The organism is Acinetobacter sp. YH16056_T, assembly GCF_024605895.1.
Lineage (GTDB): Bacteria > Pseudomonadota > Gammaproteobacteria > Pseudomonadales > Moraxellaceae > Acinetobacter > Acinetobacter amyesii.
Genome location: NZ_CP094545.1, coordinates 2,820,868 through 2,839,578 on the forward strand (window position 1 = coordinate 2,820,868; position 18,711 = coordinate 2,839,578).

The 18,711-nt window shown below is 42.6% G+C and carries 21 protein-coding genes; 18 read left to right on the plus strand and 3 right to left on the minus strand.

Features of this window, described 5'->3' with window-relative positions; genetic code table 11:
- Nucleotides 1-91: 91 nt before the first annotated feature.
- The 8 genes from MST17_RS13675 to MST17_RS13710 all read left to right on the plus strand — a co-directional run bounded on the left by MST17_RS13675 (nucleotide 92) and on the right by MST17_RS13710 (nucleotide 7,364).
- Complete coding sequence (locus tag MST17_RS13675) at nucleotides 92-775, plus strand: Fe2+-dependent dioxygenase (RefSeq protein WP_180026014.1); 684 nt, start codon at nucleotides 92-94, stop codon at nucleotides 773-775.
- The gene (locus tag MST17_RS13680) at nucleotides 772-1,872 is read left to right on the plus strand and encodes an alpha-hydroxy acid oxidase (protein ID WP_180026015.1); all 1,101 of its coding nucleotides are present in this window, start codon (nucleotides 772-774) and stop codon (nucleotides 1,870-1,872) included. The genes MST17_RS13675 and MST17_RS13680 overlap by 4 nt, the downstream gene beginning before the upstream one ends.
- Before the next feature lie 263 nt (nucleotides 1,873-2,135).
- Entirely contained in the window at nucleotides 2,136-3,833 is a 1,698-nt protein-coding gene (gene leuA / locus MST17_RS13685) for a 2-isopropylmalate synthase (RefSeq protein WP_111884051.1), read from the plus strand.
- Between the two features lie 104 nt (nucleotides 3,834-3,937).
- Entirely contained in the window at nucleotides 3,938-5,098 is a 1,161-nt protein-coding gene (locus tag MST17_RS13690) for a homoserine O-acetyltransferase (protein WP_168377871.1), read from the plus strand.
- A complete protein-coding gene (metW, locus tag MST17_RS13695) occupies nucleotides 5,098-5,691 on the plus strand; it encodes a methionine biosynthesis protein MetW (RefSeq protein ID WP_067763682.1) in 594 nt (197 codons plus the stop codon). Before MST17_RS13690 ends, metW begins: the two co-directional genes overlap by 1 nt.
- The gene (locus tag MST17_RS13700) at nucleotides 5,688-6,278 is read left to right on the plus strand and encodes a tetratricopeptide repeat protein (protein ID WP_078189669.1); all 591 of its coding nucleotides are present in this window, start codon (nucleotides 5,688-5,690) and stop codon (nucleotides 6,276-6,278) included. Before metW ends, MST17_RS13700 begins: the two co-directional genes overlap by 4 nt.
- Before the next feature lie 103 nt (nucleotides 6,279-6,381).
- Nucleotides 6,382-7,005, plus strand: coding sequence for an RdgB/HAM1 family non-canonical purine NTP pyrophosphatase (gene rdgB / locus MST17_RS13705; RefSeq protein ID WP_180026016.1), 624 nt, complete (start codon nucleotides 6,382-6,384; stop codon nucleotides 7,003-7,005).
- 65 nt (nucleotides 7,006-7,070) lie between these two features.
- Nucleotides 7,071-7,364 carry a hypothetical protein gene (locus tag MST17_RS13710; protein ID WP_180026017.1) on the plus strand — a complete coding sequence of 98 codons (294 nt, stop codon included), beginning with the start codon at nucleotides 7,071-7,073 and terminating at the stop codon, nucleotides 7,362-7,364.
- A gap of 36 nt (nucleotides 7,365-7,400) precedes the next feature.
- On the opposite strand, the gene MST17_RS13715 is transcribed toward MST17_RS13710, so the two are convergent.
- The gene (locus MST17_RS13715) at nucleotides 7,401-8,282 is read right to left on the minus strand and encodes a permease (protein WP_180026018.1); all 882 of its coding nucleotides are present in this window, start codon (nucleotides 8,280-8,282) and stop codon (nucleotides 7,401-7,403) included.
- A 141-nt stretch (nucleotides 8,283-8,423) separates the two neighbouring features.
- Here MST17_RS13715 and tatA point away from each other — a divergent pair, with 141 nt between their 5' ends.
- From tatA to MST17_RS13735, 4 genes are all read left to right on the plus strand, one after another.
- On the plus strand, nucleotides 8,424-8,645 hold the full coding sequence (gene tatA, locus MST17_RS13720) for a Sec-independent protein translocase subunit TatA (protein WP_078189673.1): 222 nt from the start codon (nucleotides 8,424-8,426) through the stop codon (nucleotides 8,643-8,645).
- 12 nt (nucleotides 8,646-8,657) lie between these two features.
- Complete coding sequence (gene tatB / locus MST17_RS17165) at nucleotides 8,658-9,134, plus strand: Sec-independent protein translocase protein TatB (RefSeq protein ID WP_180026019.1); 477 nt, start codon at nucleotides 8,658-8,660, stop codon at nucleotides 9,132-9,134.
- On the plus strand, nucleotides 9,131-9,901 hold the full coding sequence (gene tatC / locus MST17_RS13730) for a twin-arginine translocase subunit TatC (protein ID WP_180026020.1): 771 nt from the start codon (nucleotides 9,131-9,133) through the stop codon (nucleotides 9,899-9,901). The genes tatB and tatC overlap by 4 nt, the downstream gene beginning before the upstream one ends.
- 220 nt (nucleotides 9,902-10,121) lie before the next feature.
- Complete coding sequence (locus tag MST17_RS13735; RefSeq protein WP_180026021.1) at nucleotides 10,122-12,338, plus strand: PhoX family phosphatase; 2,217 nt, start codon at nucleotides 10,122-10,124, stop codon at nucleotides 12,336-12,338.
- A 40-nt stretch (nucleotides 12,339-12,378) separates the two neighbouring features.
- On the opposite strand, the gene MST17_RS13740 is transcribed toward MST17_RS13735, so the two are convergent.
- Nucleotides 12,379-13,158 carry an NRDE family protein gene (locus MST17_RS13740; protein ID WP_078192717.1) on the minus strand — a complete coding sequence of 260 codons (780 nt, stop codon included), beginning with the start codon at nucleotides 13,156-13,158 and terminating at the stop codon, nucleotides 12,379-12,381.
- Between the two features lie 93 nt (nucleotides 13,159-13,251).
- On the opposite strand from MST17_RS13740, the gene lgt reads away from it, so the two are divergent.
- The 3 genes from lgt to MST17_RS13755 all read left to right on the plus strand — a co-directional run bounded on the left by lgt (nucleotide 13,252) and on the right by MST17_RS13755 (nucleotide 14,982).
- Nucleotides 13,252-14,064, plus strand: a complete 813-nt coding sequence (gene lgt / locus MST17_RS13745; RefSeq protein ID WP_180010199.1) for a prolipoprotein diacylglyceryl transferase — start codon at nucleotides 13,252-13,254, stop codon at nucleotides 14,062-14,064.
- 156 nt (nucleotides 14,065-14,220) lie between these two features.
- Entirely contained in the window at nucleotides 14,221-14,613 is a 393-nt protein-coding gene (locus MST17_RS13750) for a hypothetical protein (protein WP_180026022.1), read from the plus strand.
- Nucleotides 14,614-14,982, plus strand: a complete 369-nt coding sequence (locus MST17_RS13755; RefSeq protein WP_180026023.1) for a hypothetical protein — start codon at nucleotides 14,614-14,616, stop codon at nucleotides 14,980-14,982.
- Between the two features lie 22 nt (nucleotides 14,983-15,004).
- Here the strand turns inward: MST17_RS13755 and MST17_RS13760 are convergent, their stop codons facing one another.
- Entirely contained in the window at nucleotides 15,005-15,517 is a 513-nt protein-coding gene (locus MST17_RS13760) for a peptidoglycan amidohydrolase family protein (protein ID WP_180026024.1), read from the minus strand.
- A 559-nt stretch (nucleotides 15,518-16,076) separates the two neighbouring features.
- Between MST17_RS13760 and thyA the strand changes: the two genes are divergently transcribed.
- The 3 genes from thyA (at nucleotide 16,077) to MST17_RS13775 (ending at nucleotide 18,630) form a co-directional block, all read left to right on the plus strand.
- Entirely contained in the window at nucleotides 16,077-16,919 is an 843-nt protein-coding gene (gene thyA, locus MST17_RS13765) for a thymidylate synthase (RefSeq protein ID WP_078189681.1), read from the plus strand.
- A 100-nt stretch (nucleotides 16,920-17,019) separates the two neighbouring features.
- A complete protein-coding gene (locus tag MST17_RS13770) occupies nucleotides 17,020-17,532 on the plus strand; it encodes a dihydrofolate reductase (RefSeq protein WP_180010197.1) in 513 nt (170 codons plus the stop codon).
- Nucleotides 17,533-17,559: 27 nt separating this feature from the next.
- Complete coding sequence (locus tag MST17_RS13775; protein ID WP_180026025.1) at nucleotides 17,560-18,630, plus strand: DUF4105 domain-containing protein; 1,071 nt, start codon at nucleotides 17,560-17,562, stop codon at nucleotides 18,628-18,630.
- The last annotated feature ends 81 nt before the right edge of the window (nucleotides 18,631-18,711 follow it).

Sequence of the window (18,711 nt, forward strand, 5' to 3'; positions counted from 1 at the left end):
TATTCTAAAAAAAGCCTTAATCTTGTATTAAGGCTTTTTTATTTATGCTTATCTTATGTAGATTTGATTAAAATTAGATTAAGGTTAAATTATGCTTCTTCATGTCCCTCATGTCCTTTCAAAGCAACACGTTCAAAGCATCAGACAAGCGATGAACCAAGATAATCAGTGGGTTTCAGGAAAAAGTTCGGCCGGAGCACAAGCTCAAAACATCAAAAAAAATTTACAAATCAATTCAAACAGTCAGCTCTATCAGCAGTTAAGTCAGCAAGTATTACCGCAAATTAAAGAAAGTCTGCTCATTCAATCTTTTGCATTACCTAAAGAAATCTTGCCTCCGCTTTTCAATTGCTACCAAGATACCGGTCACTACGGTAATCATGTCGATAATGCAATCCATTACTATCATGAAAAAAATATAACTGTGCGTACAGATGTCTCAATGACCATTTTTTTATCAGAACCCGATGAATATGAAGGTGGTGAACTGATCATTGATGATACTTATGGTGAACATGAAGTTAAGTTAGATGCTGGCGATGCAATTATTTATCCAGCGACCAGTCTACATCGTGTTGAACCTGTGACTTCAGGCTCCCGTATAGCAGCTTGTACTTGGGTACAAAGCATGGTCAAAGATGATTGGCAAAGAAGCATGCTTTTTAATTTAGATCAGACCATTATGCAATTACGACAAAATTTAGGCGATAGCAAAGAAATATTACAACTGACGAATCACTACCATAATCTTTTACGTCAATGGGCAGTTCTATGAGTCAACATTCTCCATTGCAACCACTGACTCAGATTCCTGCTCATTTACAAACCATTGCCGATTACGAAAAACAGGCTGAACTGCACCTGTCACACATGGTATGGCAATACCTACAAGGTGGTTCTATGGATGAACACAGTGTACGTGGCAATTTGTCTCAGTTTGAACAGATACAACTTCTACCACGTATGCTCAGAAATCTGACCCAAGGTCATACCCAAATTGAGATATTAGGACAGCGCTTTCCGCACCCTATTTTTGTTGCCCCGATCGGACATCAACAACAATTTCATCCTGATGCTGAAGCTGCAACAGCCCTCGCCGCCGAAGTCCTTGGCAGCAATATGATCCTCAGTACGTTTACCAATACAGATATGCGTGAGTTAAAGCAGGGCAATCCATTCAAATGGTTCCAATTGTATTGGCAAGGTGAGCGCGAAAAGTCATTATCACTGGTCAAAATGGCAGAAGCACATGGTTTTAAAGCGATTGTGGTGACCGTTGATTCTCCACATTCAGGAATTCGTGACCGAGAGAGACATGCGTTTTTTGAACTTCCTAAGTATGAACCGCAGCCTCATCATTTTATTCAACAACCTCAAAGCAAGCAAAATGAACACCCATTATTTCAAGGTCTGATGAAAATCGCGCCGACATGGGCGGATATCCTTTGGCTCAGTCAAAACACCTCATTACCGATTATTTTAAAGGGCATTGTTAGTCCACATGATGCTGAACTTGCCCTGCAACACGGCGTACAGGGCATTATTGTGTCGAATCATGGTGGTCGAGTACTGGATGGTTGCATTCCCCCACTCATCGCCTTAGAACTGATTAAAAAAGTTGTGCCTCAGGATTTCCCAGTTTTATATGATGGTGGTATTCGTCGTGGTTCAGATGTGTTTAAAGCGATAGCCTTGGGTGCGTCTGCCGTATTAGTCGGACGTCCCTGCATTTATGGTTTAGCTACAGCGGGCGCTTTAGGCGTTGCTCATGTACTCAAAATACTGAAAGAAGAATTTGAGATTACGATGGCATTGATGGGAACAGCCACCGTCGATGAGATTAATAAAGATTATATTTTTCAAAAAAGCTAATTTTATAGAAAAATATTTTCCAGTAATGGCATCTTGACGCAAAAATAGGAAATTATTTCCGGAATATATGGACTAATATTTAGTTATACATTTACGAGCTTACGGTAAAGCTAAGTCATGTGAATCTTTACGGATTTATTTCGACTTTCGACTAAAGACTCCGATATTAAACTTGTAAATTGCTAGAATAGACACAATCTATATAAGTAGTACCTTGCCGTTTATCCACGACATTTATCCACGGTGCTATAAGGAGTTTTCACATGATGTTGGCAGATCCAAGCAAAAAATACCGTCGCATGTACCAACGTGTAGACTTACCAGACCGTCAATGGCCAAATAACGAAATCAATAAAGCGCCGATCTGGATGAGTACCGACCTTCGTGACGGTAACCAAGCGATCTTCGAGCCAATGAACATTGAACAAAAGTTCAAAATGTTCCAAATGCTTGTGAAAATTGGTTTCAAACACATTGAAATCGGCTTCCCTTCTGCATCACAAATCGACTTTGATTTCACTCGTTTGTTGATCGAAGGCGGTCATATTCCTGATGATGTATACATCGAAGTTTTGGTTCAAGCACGTGATCATTTGATTCAACGTACATTTGAATCATTACAAGGTGCAAAACGTGCCATCGTGCATATCTACAACTCAAACTCGCCAACATTCCGCAATAAAGTGTTGAATGTTGACGTTGCTGGTGCAAAACAATTAGCGATTAATGCCGCAACGAAAGTCAAAGAATACGCTGCAAAACAGCCTGAAACTGAATTTGTATTCCAATACAGTCCAGAGTGTTTTACTGCAACAGAATTAGAAGTTGCTAAAGATGTCTGTGATGCGGTCACTGAAATTTGGGAAGCATCTCCAGAGAACAAAGTGATTTTAAACTTGCCTGCAACGGTTGAAGTTTCAGGTCCGAATGTCTATGCAGACCAAGTGGAATGGATGCACCGTAACATTCAACGCCGTGACGGTGTGATTATTTCTGTGCACTGTCATAACGACCGTGGCTGTGGTATTGCCGCTTCTGAGTTGGCCATTATGGCTGGTGCTGACCGCGTCGAAGGTTGTGTGTTTGGTAACGGTGAACGTACAGGTAACGTGGACGTTGCAGCGATTGCATTGAACATGTATACCCAAGGTGTTGCGCCAAACTTAGATTTCTCAAACATTAACGAAATCATTTCAATCATTGAAGAATGCACAGGCTTGCCGGTACACCCTCGTCATCCGTATGCTGGTGATTTGGTCTTCACCGCGTTCTCTGGCTCACACCAAGATGCCATTAAAAAAGGTTTCGAGTTCCAAAAGAACGAAGAAATGTGGGATATGCCTTATTTGCCAATCGACCCGAAAGACTTGGGCCGCGACTATGATGCCGTGATTCGTGTCAACTCACAGTCTGGTAAAGGCGGTATTGCGTACTTGTTAGAATCAAATTACAACGTGGTGTTGCCTCGTCGTATTCAAATTGAGTTCTCGCAAATCGTACAGCAAAAAACAGATGAAGACGGTACCGAGATTTCTGCGCAAGCAATCTGGTCTTTATTTAAAGACACGTATGTGGCTGCCAAAGACACGCATTATGCGGCGAAAAACTACCGCTTACATGATGAAAATGGCAAACAAGTCATTGAGCTTGATGTCGAAGTGAACGGTGAGATCCAGCAATTACGCGGTGAAGGCAACGGCCCAATCTCTGCTATCTTAAATGCCTTGCAGTTACCGATTGATGTCTTGAACTATGAAGAACGTAGCATCAGTTCAGGCGCACATGCTAAAGCCTTGGCGTTGATTGAGCTTCAAGTGAAAGGCACAGGCAAGTCTGCATTCGGCGCAGGTGTACATGACAACATCGTGACTGCATCCATTGAAGCGATTATTGCCAGCACTAACCGTTTAATTGAACAAGGTGTTTTGAGTACTGAACAAGTGATTGCTGCTGCAGTCTAATTCAATGCTATAAATATCAAATAGCAATAAAATGACTTTAGAAGGATACCCTCAAGTGGTATCCTTTTATTATTCATACTAAAGATTTAAGGCGAATTATTCCTGTGTCTTTTCCAGCTGACTCAGTGGGCTTAGTTACCCCACAAAAGTTTATTTTTGAAGAGCCGTTAGAGCTCGAATGCGATCGCATACTCCCACGTTTTGAGCTCATGGTTGAAACTTATGGCGAACTGAATGCAGACAAATCTAATGCAATTTTGATTTGTCATGCACTGTCAGGCCATCATCATGCAGCAGGTTATCATCATGAAGATGACCGTAAACCGGGTTGGTGGGACGCATGTATTGGACCAGGCAAAGCCATTGATACGTCAAAATTCTTTGTCGTAGCATTAAATAATATTGGCGGCTGTAGCGGTTCTACTGGACCGACCTCTCCAAATCCTGAAAATGACAATCGCCCTTATGGTCCTGATTTCCCATTAGTGACTGTCCGTGACTGGGTCAAAACCCAAGCCATGTTGTCTGATCGTTTAGAGATTCAGCAGTGGTATGCGGTGATTGGCGGCTCTTTAGGGGGCATGCAAGCTCTACAATGGTCTGTGGACTATCCAGATCGTTTACAAAAGTGCGTGATTATTGCCAGCACACCTAAACTGTCTGCGCAAAACATTGCCTTTAACGAAGTGGCACGTCAGTCGATTTTGTCTGACCCAGATTTCCATGATGGTCGCTATTTAGAAAATGACAGTTATCCTAAGCGTGGTTTGATCTTGGCCCGTATGGTCGGTCATATCACTTACCTCTCTGAAGAGGCCATGAAACAAAAATTTGGCCGTGACTTAAAGTCAGGTAAATTTATGTATGGCTTTGACGTCGAATTCCAAGTCGAAAGTTATTTGCGCTATCAAGGTGAGCAATTTAGCCGTAACTTTGATGCCAATACCTATTTGATCATGACCAAGGCTTTAGATTATTTCGATCCATCACGTGAATATGAGCAATCATTAAAAACCGCGATGTCTAAAACCAAGTGTCAATTTTTAGTTGTTTCATTTACAACGGACTGGCGTTTTACCCCTGCTCGTTCGCAAGAAATTGTAGATGCATTAATTAGCAATCATAAGCCTGTGAGCTATGTCGATATTGATGCTGAACAAGGCCATGACTCTTTCTTGTTCCCGATTCCGTTATATGTGAAAAGCTTACGTGCATTCCTAGGCGGTGTAAAACACCTGCAAGAAACACCGAAGGAGACCAACTAATGCGTATTGATCATCAACTGGCTGAACGTTGGATTAAACCAGATTCAAGCGTACTCGATTTAGGGTGTGGTGACGGTGAACTGCTTGCACATATGAGCAAAAAGCACAATATTCGTGCATATGGCTTAGAAATTGATCAAGAAAAGATTGCAATTGCGGTCAGTCGCGGGTTAAATATCATCCAACAGGACTTGAACTTAGGTTTAAGTCGCTTTGCCGACCAGTCTTTTGACTATGTGGTTATGGCACAAGCCTTGCAAGCTGTAGATGCACCAGACGTTCTTTTAAGAGACATGGTGCGTGTGGGGAAACAGGCCATTATCACCTTTCCAAACTTTGCACATTGGAAGACTCGTTCTTTCCTTGCATTAAAAGGAATGATGCCTGTTTCAGACGCGTTACCCTATATGTGGTATAACACGCCCAATATTCATTTATGTACTTTCCGTGATTTTGAAGCGCTGTGTGCTGAAAATAACATCCGGATTATTAACCGACTTGCCGTGAATGGGGATCAACAAGATAGTTTACTGAGTAAACGTCTCCCAAATCTATTTGGTGAAGTCGCAATTTATCGAGTGAGCGCTCTATGAAAAAATTATTATTAAGCACGACGCTACTGATTGGACTTTTTAGCATACAAGCCCATGCGGATTATGTTGCTCCATCATCTTCAGTTTCTAGCCAAGCTGCACAATATTCAATTATGGATATTCACAGCTTAAGTAAAGCTGCTAAAGCAGGTCAGCCTGGTGCTCAGTTTTACTTAGGCACTAAATATCAACAAGGTAAAGACGTTGCAAAAGATGAACGTCAAGCTTTTGCATGGTACAAAGCTGCTGCCGATCAAGGTTTATCTGCAGCTCAGCTCAATGTGGGTCGTATGCTCGCTGATGGCATTGGGACTAAAAAAGATGAAGCGCTTGCTCGTCAATATTTCGAAAAAGCAGCCAGCCGTGGTGATAACCGCGCAAGCTTTAACTTAGCCATGATGGAAGAGCAAAAGAAAAACTACATGGGTGCATACCAATGGTATGAGCTTTCTACCCGTGATGGCATGCTCGACAACAAAGTGATTAGCTTGTCTGAAGGCAAAAAAACCGCTTTAGCAGCGAACTTAAGCCAAGACCAAATCCGTCAAGCACGTGACCGTGCGGACAAATGGATTCAAGCACAATAAGTTTTTGAATCTTAAAAAGCACCTTCGGGTGCTTTTTTATTGCCTGTCAGCCACAGCATCTTGTTAAAATAGCCTCAAATCTTGTTTTATGGTGAATATTCACATGGCTTCAACTGATTGGTTATCTCAAGGCACTTTGGTGCTTGCAAGTAATAACAAAGGCAAAATTGCAGAATTTGAAAAAATGTTTGCCGAGCTTAATCTTCCTGTTGAAGTGATTCCACAAGGTCAGTTGAACATTGAAGATGCCATCGAAGACGGTCTAAGCTTTGTTGAAAATGCCATTATCAAAGCGCGTCACGCATCGAAAATTTCAGGCAAGCCAGCCATTGCAGATGATTCTGGCATTTGCGTTCCTGTACTCGGTGGCGCACCAGGGATTTACTCTGCGCGCTATGCAGGTGAACATGGCAATGATGCCGCTAACAATGCCAAGTTGCTTGCTGACCTCAAACCACTCCGTAAAGAGAGTGAAGCCATCGAAGGGATGTTTGTATGTGTCTTGGCTTTGGTCCAACATGCAGAAGACCCACTCCCACAAATTTTCCAAGGGATTTGGCGCGGTGAAGTGATGGAAGCAGCACGCGGTGAAAATGGCTTTGGCTATGACCCACTGTTTTGGCTGCCTGAACTAAACGTTTCTAGTGCTGAATTATCAAAAGAAGAAAAAAATAAAATCAGCCATCGTGGTCAGGCGATGAAATTATTTAAAGCAAGTTTGAAATAATTTGCATTGGAGTTAATCTTAATGCCAAAGATTAACTCCAATCCCTGAATAAAAATAGAATAATTATGGCACTTCAACCGATACAGATCATATGTAACACTTGCCATCACACTTCAACTGAAATCCCGACACGCTCTTTTCTTGGTTTTCAAAAATTAAGCTGCCCTCATTGCCAGGCGCAACTGACCTACCCGCTCACCTCAGGCTTTCGTACCACTTACGCTATTTTTGCAGTGTTGATCATACTGTCGATCATGCTTAATCTGTCGCAAGGTCAGGTTGGATTTCCAGGGCTGATAGGTATCGCGATGATATATGCCCTCGTGCGTGATTGGCAGATTCGCAAACAGCTCAAGTAGTCACCCTTTGCTGGCATCTATAATTCACTTTTCATTTTAAAGCGAAAAAAGATGCAAAATTAACCCATAAAAACTGACGACGATACAGCTCATAATCGTGCCTGAAGCAATATAACGTGCCGAAGTGCCTGTTCCTTGATAATGCGTTTCTAAAGCCACAATATTCGCTGCAGGGGGTAAGCAGAACAGCATGAACATCACCCCAATATATTTCTCGATCTGGGGAATCGGAAGAAAGGCATAACTCAAACTACAGATCACCGCGCCAACGGTGAGTTTCATCGCATAAATACGACTACTGTTAATCAGATCACGCCACTGTATCTTAGTTTGGCGCAGCCACATGCCTAAGACGCACATCCCTGTGAAACTCATTCCTATTTTTGCAGCTTGATAGAGCCAATCTAAGATCTGATGTTCTTCTAAATGCTGCAGTCCAACTATTCGACAGACACCTGCAATCATCAAGGCAAATACAGGGGGTGACATCGCCACTTTTTGAATCACGCTCGACCATGGGAGTTGGGCTGAACTGACGGCTGTCACGGCCCACATATTGCCAAAGATAGAGCCACCGACATACAAAGCCACCATCGCTGCACTTATTTCAGGGCCGAACAGTGCTAAGGCAAAAGGAAAACCCAGCCAAGCCAAGTTCAAATAACTGACACACAAGGCACGTAAACTATCTTTTAACAGCCAGCGAAATAAATAAAACATCAGCACGGCAACACTAAAGCTAAAAAGCATGAGTGCTAAACTGCCTGCTTGATAGAACACCATGTTGTAGATGATCACGGCTGGAATAAAACAGCGTGCAAGTAAGCTAGAGAAAATCGATTTGAGCGATGATGTTCCTGATAATGATGCCAATCCGAGACCACTTAAAAAACCCAATATCGGAAGAAGAAACGCCACTACACCACCCTCACTGCTCAATCTATGCATAGTAACACTGAACATAAGCTTCGCGGCTGTCTTTAAACTGCAACATCTTGGTCACTTCACTGTCATCTACAACTGCTGAAATGTTGTGCAGACCAACAAGAGGATAACAAGATGGCTGGACTATCGATTTGGCATGTACTGATTTTTGCAATTGTGGTGATTTTACTCTTTGGTACCTCTAAGCTAAAAAACTTGGGCAAAGATGTCGGCGGCGCGGTCAAAGATTTCAAAAAGTCGATGCGTGATGAAGACGCAGCAAATACACAGCTTAATGAGCCTCGCACGCTAGAGCATGAAGCTCAAAATAAAACCAATTCCTCAGTTCAAAGCTAAGGAGTTGTCATAATGCTTAATATTGGTATTAGCGAATTACTGGTGTTCAGCATTATTGCGCTGATCGTACTCGGCCCGGAAAAACTGCCTGAAGGTATCCGCTTTGCAGGCAAATGGTACGGGAAAGTTAAACGACTGATCAGTAACGTGCAAACAGATATTGACCGTGAACTTCGCATGTCCGAACTTCGTGAAGAAATGCAAAAAGAAATGCAACGTATTCAACAGCTCGAAGCGCATATGCAGGCGCAGATGAATGAATTGCAACAAACGCAACATCCCATAGAACAGACTGCGCAAAAACAACAAGAAGCAGTCCTACCTGACAATAAAAATTTATCCCCACGTTATCAATACATCGAACGTGGTCAGAGCACGATCTTTGCCATGGTTACACCCCAAATGAAAATAAAGCACGAAATTAAAACAGATCAATCTGCTGCATTAAGCTCGACCGAAGCATTAGCAGAATATCAGGTGGCCGTATGACAGATCTTTCACTGAATAATTCACAGAACACTGTGCCTGATTTGGAAGAAATGCCGATCACCAAACATTTGGTGATTTTGCGTCGGCATTTGATCAAAATTACAGGGCTCATTTTGATTCTGTTCTTTTGTTTATTGCCCTTTGCCAATCAAAGCTATCAATTGATGTCAGAGCCTCTGCGTGCGCAGTTGCCGATGACCTCATCCATGATCGCAACGGATGTGACCGCCACCTTTATGGCGCCGTTCAAGTTGAATTTCTTTGTCGCGCTTATGCTCGCGATGCCTTTCGTGATTTATCAACTTTGGGCCTTCATCAAACCTGCACTGTATGAAAAAGAGCGGCATTTGGCGATGCCCTTATTATTCGGCAGTATCGTCCTCTTCTATGTCGGAATTGCCTTTGCCTATTGGGTTGCTCTGCCCTCCATCCTACATTTTTTTATGAGTGTTTCCCCTGAAACAGTCGCCCCGATGACGGATATCAATAGTTATTTAAGTTTCTGCTTAAAGCTTTTTTTGGTGTTTGGGCTGACCTTTGAAATTCCCATCATCACGCTAATTTTGATTTTGATCGGGGTGGTGTCTACTCAAACCTTGGTGGAGAAGCGTCGTTTTATTATCGTCGGCTGTTTTTTTGTCGCCATGTTTGCCACGCCACCCGATGCGCTTTCGATGATCATGCTGGCCATTCCCATGTGGATGCTCTTTGAGCTGGGTTTGTTCTTTGGCAAGCTGATTGAAAAACGACGTACATCTGTAACTTAAACAAACTGATGTTTCGACAATTTTGGTGAGTTTTACACCTAAGAGGCTGAGATAGCCTCTTTTTTTATGCGCCCATTTAATGTTTTGCAATTTTCATGCAGCGAAATCTAAACGCCTATTTCATCAGTTTGCAACATTAGCTTCAAAGCATTGTCATATTTTATCTATAGTTTTATGTGATCAACTTTTACCCAGCACACCTTTGCCAGGATTTAAATTCATGACAAACATGCCATATAACGAAGATCAAGAACTTGATAACAACACTTCGGATAACCTTCATTTTCGTGACATTTTAGAACAGCGCATCAGCCGTCGTAGCTTGATTACCAAGACTGCGAGTGGTGCCGTCGCACTTGCATTGGCATCTTCATTAACGGGGTGTAATGATGACAATGACTCAGGTTCAAATAGCAATACCAAACCACCTGTCACTGATCCAAATCAAAAACCGACCAAGTTCAATTTCACACCGGTGAAAAAAAATTTAGACGATATTGTGACTGTTCCTGAAGGCTATCAAGCGCATGTGCTATATGCGATGGGTGACTCGATTAACCCTGCATACCCAGCGTGGGATGATAACAATGTTCCTTCTGGCCCGAGCTTCCAATTCCGCTCTGGTGACTGCCATGACGGTATGAGCTTCTTTGGTTTAAATACCACCTCTGGACGTTATGATGCCAAGCAGTCTGACCAAGGTTTGTTGGTGATGAACCATGAATACATCAATCCAACCTTCTTACACCCACAAGGCCCAACCAAAGTGGATGGTCGTCGCCCTGAAGATGAAGTCATCCGTGAAGTCAATGCACACGGTGTTTCTGTGATTCAAATTGAAAAAGACAGCAAGACTCAAGCCGTTAAACTGGTACAAAATTCTCCATTTAACCGTCGTATTACCGCATCGACCGTAATGGACTTTAAAGGCCCTGTAGCAGGCTCAAGCTTAGTTTGCACGAAATTTTCAACCAATAGCCAGCAAACCCGTGGTACACACAACAACTGCGGTAATGGCTATACCCCTTGGGGCACTTACCTGACAACAGAAGAAAACTTCATTGGTTACTTCGCTCGTGCAAAAGACGATGATGCCAAACGTAGTCCTGCTGAAATTGTGGCACTCAACCGTTATGGCCTAAAAGCGGGTGCAAACTCACGCTATGGTTGGGAAACGGCGATTGGAAGTAATGAGTCACAAGATTTATATGACCGTTGGTCAGCGAATGTTACCGGTACTCAGGCAGCAGAAGATTATCGTAATGGTCCAAACACCTTTGGTTGGATTGTCGAAATCGACCCATTTGACCGCCGTGAAAACCCAGTAAAACGTACAGCACTGGGTCGCTTTGCACATGAAGACTGCCGTGCAAGTCGCTTACGTGAAGATGACAACCTTGCGTTTTACATGGGCGATGACTCGCGCGGTGAATACATCTATAAATTTGTATCAGACCAAAAATGGAATAAAAAAGATGTCAACGGTGGCTATGCCGCGGGCGACAAATACATGAACAACGGTAAGTTATACGTTGCCAAATTTAACAATGATGGCAAAGGTCAATGGATTGAATTGAGCTATAACGTCAATGGTTTAAACCAAAGCAACAGCGTGTATCCGTTTAGCTCACAAGCAGATGTTCTGACCTTCGCACGTCTTGCCGCAGATGCTGTCGGTGCTACCAAAATGGACCGCCCTGAATGGGTCGCTGTGCATCCAGACAATGGTGAAGTCTATGTGACCCTCACCAATAACTCGAACCGTGGTACGACGCATGCACTAGATGCTGCCAACCCTCGTAACTACACCGACCCTGAAGGTGGTAAAGGCAATGTCAACGGTCATATTATCCGTTTCCGTGAAGATGGTGATACAACCACAGCACTCAGCTTTACTTGGGATATTTACCTGTTTGGTGCTGAAGCAAAAATGGCGAGCAACATTAACTTATCTGGTCTAAATGACAATAATGACTTGTCATCACCTGATGGGATGTGGTTCGACCCACGTGGTGTGTTATGGATTCAAACCGATGACGGTGCTTATACCGATACCACCAACTGTATGATGCTTGCTGCACTTCCAGGTCAAGTCGGTGATGGCACAAAAGCTACGACCTCATCGGGTCAAGAAACCATTGTGGGGGCAAAGCTGAATGATGAAAACTTACGTCGCTTCCTGACTGGACCTAAAGAATGTGAAATCACAGGTGTGACGATGACACCTGACTACAAAGCGATTTTTATCAATGTGCAACATCCCGGCGAAGATTCAGCATCCTATGCTGAACCGACCAGCCACTGGCCTGCATCACAAACCAATGCTGCAGCGACCTCACGCCCACGTTCTGCAACCGTTGTCATCACCCGTAAAGATGGTGGTGTGATAGCTGGCGAAGCGGTAGAACAAGCTCAGCCAACGCAAAAAACCGCATAAAAAAACTCTAAAAAATAAGCCGACGAATCGTCGGCTTTTTTTATGGCTTTAAATGCACTTCTATCTGTGTGATCTGTCCTTGTTGCTCACCCTGCTGCTGTTTTTCCTGCCAATGCCACTGTGAATCCCGCATACACAATAAATTTGAACAACGTGTGCCATACACCGGACTTTGAATAAAGGTTGAAGACAGCAAATGTTCCATTTCTGTCTGAATCCCAGTATTGGGTAACAGCGCTGGAATGATTTTTCGCTCATCTTCCAAAATATCCCACGCAGCAGCGTCTATGTCCGCCTGTGGTTGCTGGCTTTGTAGCATCGGCAAAAATTCTTGAGTGAACCGTTTACGTAAATGTCGGGTCTTTTCCCAATGTTCAGTCATTAAACCATTGGATGTGACATACACCCCTTTGGCTAAGACTTGTGGTGCTTCACCGCGATTACTCATATAAACGGCTTGAGTGGCATCGCCAACGAATAAATTAAAGCCAGCATAATTACATTGGATTTGTTCCAGTGCTTGCGCAAACCGAATGGGCGTTTGCTCAGATTCTAAAAATTGCTGAATCAAAGCGCCACGTGAAGTGGGATATGTGGTCTGATCACGACCATCACGAAAATTGGTCACAATCGCCCAACGCCCTTGAGCGGTTATCCCCATCCATGTTCCACCAGACTGTAAGTCCTGCCCTGCAATAATCGGACTATCTACCCATTGCTTTAGGCCTGCCGTCGGTCGATGATAAAACTCATCACGATTCGAAATCAGGCAGAGTGGCATGTCATCCAAGACCTGCCAAGCAAAAGCCACAATGCACATATTCAACTCTCAATATCTTTACACATTGAATGTACAACATTTTTCAGCACATTCAGCTAAAATCTGTGCAAAACATAATGACAAGGAACAGCAATGCTGACATATCCAAATATCGACCCTGTGGCGATATCACTGGGGCCACTACAAGTTCACTGGTATGGTCTGATGTATTTATTGGCCTTTTTATTTGCATGGGGCTTGGCAACCTACCGTGCAAAACAACGTGACGGCTGGAACGCAGAAATGGTCTCAGACCTGATTTTCTACGGTGCATTGGGTGTCGTGATTGGTGGACGCTTTGGCTATGTCTTCTTTTATGGTTTCGATCAGTTCCTTGCCAACCCATTGTGGCTATTCCAAGTTTGGACAGGCGGCATGAGCTTCCATGGCGGTTTCCTTGGGGTCATGATTGCCATGTTAGTGTGGTGCAAGAAATATAAAATGACTTGGTTCCAGACCCTCGACTTTATCGCACCCTGCGTTCCAACAGGCTTAATGTTTGGTCGTATTGGGAACTTTATTGGTGGCGAGCTATATGGTCGTGCAGTGACTGACCCAAATTTTGCTTTCGGCATGATCTTCCCGACCGATCCACTTCAGTTGGTGCGCCATCCGTCGCAACTCTATCAAGCACTCTGTGAAGGTTTAATTCTGTTTATCGTGCTGTGGTGGTTTAGTTCAAAACCTCGTCCACGTTATGCCGTTTCAGCCTTGTTCCTCATCGGATATGGTATCGCACGCTTCACCGTTGAATTCTTCCGTGAGCCGGACAATGGTCAACTGTTCATTGGATGGATGAGTAAAGGTCAGTTCCTGACAGTTCCGATGATTCTGATTGGCCTATGGATGATGTGGTATGCCTACCAGAAAAAAATCTATGACTGGGGTCCACAAAAAAATCATTAATATTTTCTAAATGTCTTTAAGCAAGCGAGGTTTAAGCCTCGCTTTTTTATGCGCTGAAATTTATTCCTTCATACGCATTTACTGCACATGAAGTGACTGAATTAGACAACTGATCTGTGCTAAAGTTTATTCAGCTTATTTTTAAACTATCGATCCATGCTTGAATTTTGGTTTAACCCCAGCGTTTCTGTACTTAAAAAAATCCTGTTTTTTATTGCGATGACCATACTGACAGGTGCTCTGTATTGGATGGAACCCTTAACACTTCAAGCCATTCTCATGTTCATGGGTACAGGCGTGATTTTCCTGATTTGTCGTTATTGCAAGATTCATTTTGCAGCAAAAAACCCAACTGGTTTGCTCTATCGTTTATTGACGTGGATACCGATTGCACTGCTGTTGGCATTGGTTTTTATCAACATGAATAAGGGTGAAATTCTGATTCCGGGTGCTCAAGGCATTGGCTTTATGGCTTTGGCGATCTGCCTGCTCTCCCCGATTTCACTGCTGAATAAAAACGAGAAAACTTCATCCGAAGGTAAAGTTTAAATGCTGACGTTTTGGTACTCTGAGCGCTGTAACCGACAAATCAAGCTCATCATTTGTATCAGTACCTGCGTGCTAATTTTTCTATGTGCAGAACAAAAACAACTTGATCCCCGCTTTGCGGGCATAAGTTTAGCGATTGGTTTGATGATTGATCTGCTTTATAAACTCAGACAAGACAAACTGAGAACACTGTCTCAGTCATTAAAATGCGCTTTGGCTACTTTGCCAATTTTATGTTTAGTGTGCTTAATTTATTTTCTACCCAATGAGCAATGCTGGATTTTAGCGCTGCAATGTGTGGGCTTTACTGCAATTGGATTATTTATTGTCTCGATCTACAGTCAGCGTGCAAAAAGATTTGAAGACTAACCTTTTATTCAGCCACGGGCTGTTAATCTGCTAAGCGATAATAGCTATATTTCACATTTGGAGTTCGATAGACCGCATAACCCGCTTGACGATAATCAGACACCCAATCCTTACCTGAATATGCTGCGATATGACCATAACGGCTACTTTGATTGCGGTCGATAATATAAATATCGCCTTTCTTAGGACGATCAAACGCTAAATTAATTTTTTGATAACCAATTTTTTGTAATGTGCTGCCCCAGTCTGCTGCGGCAACGGGGTGACCGTTAAAACGTGCCCCTGCGGACTCAAGTGCTAGACGAACACTGCGGGCACATTTCTGAGTACTGCTTTGGCGGGTAATGCCTTGTAAAAATCCAGTCAAACGATCGATATCGATACGCTGACCATTGCGGGATACCACATTTTTAGTTGCTGCTTTTTGAGTGCTATTGGACTTGCCCGTATTTTTACTCGCCTGAGAACGAATTATGATATTTGCCTGAACTGGAGTATGCACTTCACTCAAGTTTACATTGTGATCATAAGCCATTCTTTAACCCACACTCCCGCCTGTATTTAGGCATTCAAAAATTTTAACGAGGGTGATAGTACCGCGTAAATCATGTTTTTTCATGTAAAAAATGTAAGATTTCTTAAACAAATCTTCACATTTAAATACGATCGTCTATTTTTAATTCAATTGGATTTATTTTTGATATCAAACTCTTATTCGGAAATAGCAGCCCAAAACCACCTCTTCATAATGAGAAAAATCACGTTTATTTTTTAATCAAACTTATCTGTATTTTTTTCAACGCTTCGAATGAAACATCGTTCAATATAAAAACAATAGAGCTTAAGTTTCCTAAGCTCATGCTTGATTTAACAGACATATTGTCTCGTTAACGCTTGGTGTAATTGTTATTAATAGACGTATTCGCTCCAATAATTCAGTGCTTGTGGCATGCAAAATTTGGTCATCACCCAATAAACACCGTATGTTTCTGATTTTTTAAACCTGACCATATTCAAGCGCCCATCGCAGTTCCTTCCTCACGCAAAACAAGCTAATATGTGCCACAAGAAATTTAGCAAATTATGAGAGAGTCATGCGCCAGTATTTAGACCTTTTACAACACATTCTCGACAACGGCGGCGACAAGGGCGACCGTACGGGTACGGGAACACGTTCTGTATTTGGTCATCAAATGCGCTTCGATCTTTCTCAAGGTTTCCCTTTACTCACCACCAAAAAAGTTCATTTCCGCTCTATCGTGATTGAACTACTGTGGTTCCTTAAAGGCGATACCAATGTTCAATATTTGCAAGACAATAAAGTTTCCATTTGGGATGAATGGTCTACAGCAGAACAAACTGCACGTTTTGGTCGTCCTGCTGGCGAATTAGGTCCTGTTTACGGTCATCAATGGCGTAATTTCGGTGCGACCAAAAAAGCCGATGGCCTATATGAACAAGATGGTTTCGACCAAATTAAATGGTTGGTCAATGAAATCAAAACCAATCCTAACTCTCGTCGTCTAATCGTGTCTGGTTGGAATCCAAATGAGGCAGGTAATGTTGCATTGCCACCATGCCATACCTTATTCCAATTTTTTGTCCAAAACGGAAAATTGTCCTGCCAATTATATCAACGTAGTGCTGACGTTTTTTTGGGTGTGCCGTTTAACATTGCCAGCTATGCCCTGTTAACACATATGATTGCGCAAGTTTGTGGTCTAGGTGTAGGCGACTTCGTTTGGACCGGTGGGGATACACATTTATATGCCAACCATTTCGAACAAGCGCAGTTGCAATTGACACGTGAACCAATGGGTCTGTGCCAATTAAAACTCAATCCTGAAATTACCGATCTTTTCGATTTTAAATTTGAAGATATTGAAATCGTAGGTTATGAATCACATCCTGCGATTAAAGCCCCTGTTGCGGTTTAATTTTTAGAAATCCCAAGTGAAAAGCAAAATCCCGCTTTACCTCAAGCGGGATTTTGCATTCTAATAGACGACAAATATTTCGGCTATTTGAGTTCAAACTATGGCATTTCAAAATTTAGAAATCGTGCACGTTGTCGCTATGGATCAGCAGCGCTGCATTGGTAAAGGTAATGATTTGCCGTGGCATATATCTGCCGATTTACAGCACTTTAAAGCCATCACTCAAGGCGGTGTAGTGGTCATGGGACGCAAAACCTTAGAGTCTATGGGACGTACCCTTCCGAAGCGTGTCAATTGGGTAATTACACGAGATAACACTTGGTCATTTGAAGGCACCAAAGTCGCATATAGTATCGACGAGGCATTAACGCAAGCTGTTGCTGATGTTGCAAGTTCAGAAAAACCAACGAGTTTGTTTATTATTGGTGGTGGTGAAATTTTTAAGCAAACCATCGGCATTGCAGACCGTTTAGAACTCACGCATGTTGAACTGGATGTTCAAGGTGATGCGCATTATCCTGAAATTCCTGCGGACTTTCAAAAAGTGGCGTCAGAACAACATATCGACGACAAAACTGGGATTGCTTTTGAGTTCGCAACTTACCGAAAATAAAGAAAAATCTTAAGCTAAAAGAAAAATATGCAACAGAGTGACCAACAAGCAATGTTCAAAAAAATAGGGCGAAGTATTCTTCATGCTCTATTTAGTGTGTTTGTCCTCTGTTCTTCGATTTGGCTCTGTGCCGCCTTGTGGATACAGCAACCGGCAGGCTGGTTAGGCAGCCGCATTATCATTGGGATCTGGATCGCTTTTGCCCTGAGCATTTTAGGCATCTATATTACCCAACACTTTTTTAGCCGTCGTAAAGATGTCTTAATTTATATTATGGGCTTTATTTGCGGTCTATTTTGGTATTTTGGCATGGAAGCGCGTCAAGATCGTGAATGGAATCCTGAAGTAGCTGAAATTCTACATTATGAAAAGCAAGGTAATCTCGTCACCTTACACAATGTGCGTAATTTCGACTGGCATGCCGATGGTAGCTTTACCCCGCGTTGGGAAACTCGCCAATATGACCTGAGTCAAATCAATGGCGTCAACATCATTACCTCGTATTGGATGGGGCCGAAAATTGCCCATACTCTGGTCAGTTTTGATTTTGCTGACCAACCACCGCTGACGTTTTCGATTGAAATTCGCAAAGAGAAAAACGAAGAATTCTCTGCGATTGGTGGTTTTTTCCGTAAATATGAACTGAGCCTCATTGCATCAGATGAAAAAGATATCATCTATACCCGCAGCAATACACGCGGAGAACAGGTCTATTTCTTCCCCGTAAACATGCCAAAATCTGAAATGCAGGCGCTGTTTATTGAATATCTACATAAAGCCGATGAACTGCAGACTCAACCCAAATGGTACAACACACTCACTAGTAATTGTACAACACTGGTGTTTGACATGATTCAAGCGGTTTCCAAACATCAACTTCCAACCGATTACCGCTTATTTGCATCCGGTTATTTGCCGAATTATTTGCACGACCTCCATGCCATAGACCAAAATTGGGATATGAAAACATGGTATCAAAAAGCCCATGTTAACCCCCGCGTCTCTCAAATTAAGCAACTGAGCAGTGAACAATATTCGAAGTTAATCCGACAAGGTTTGCCGCATTCACAGTCTAATCCAAGCGCCAATCAATTGTAATTCTTAAATATTGATACAAATATGGCTAGCTTATCTGTGCGATATTTGCTTAGATAATTGAAATGCTTCCACGGGGAAATT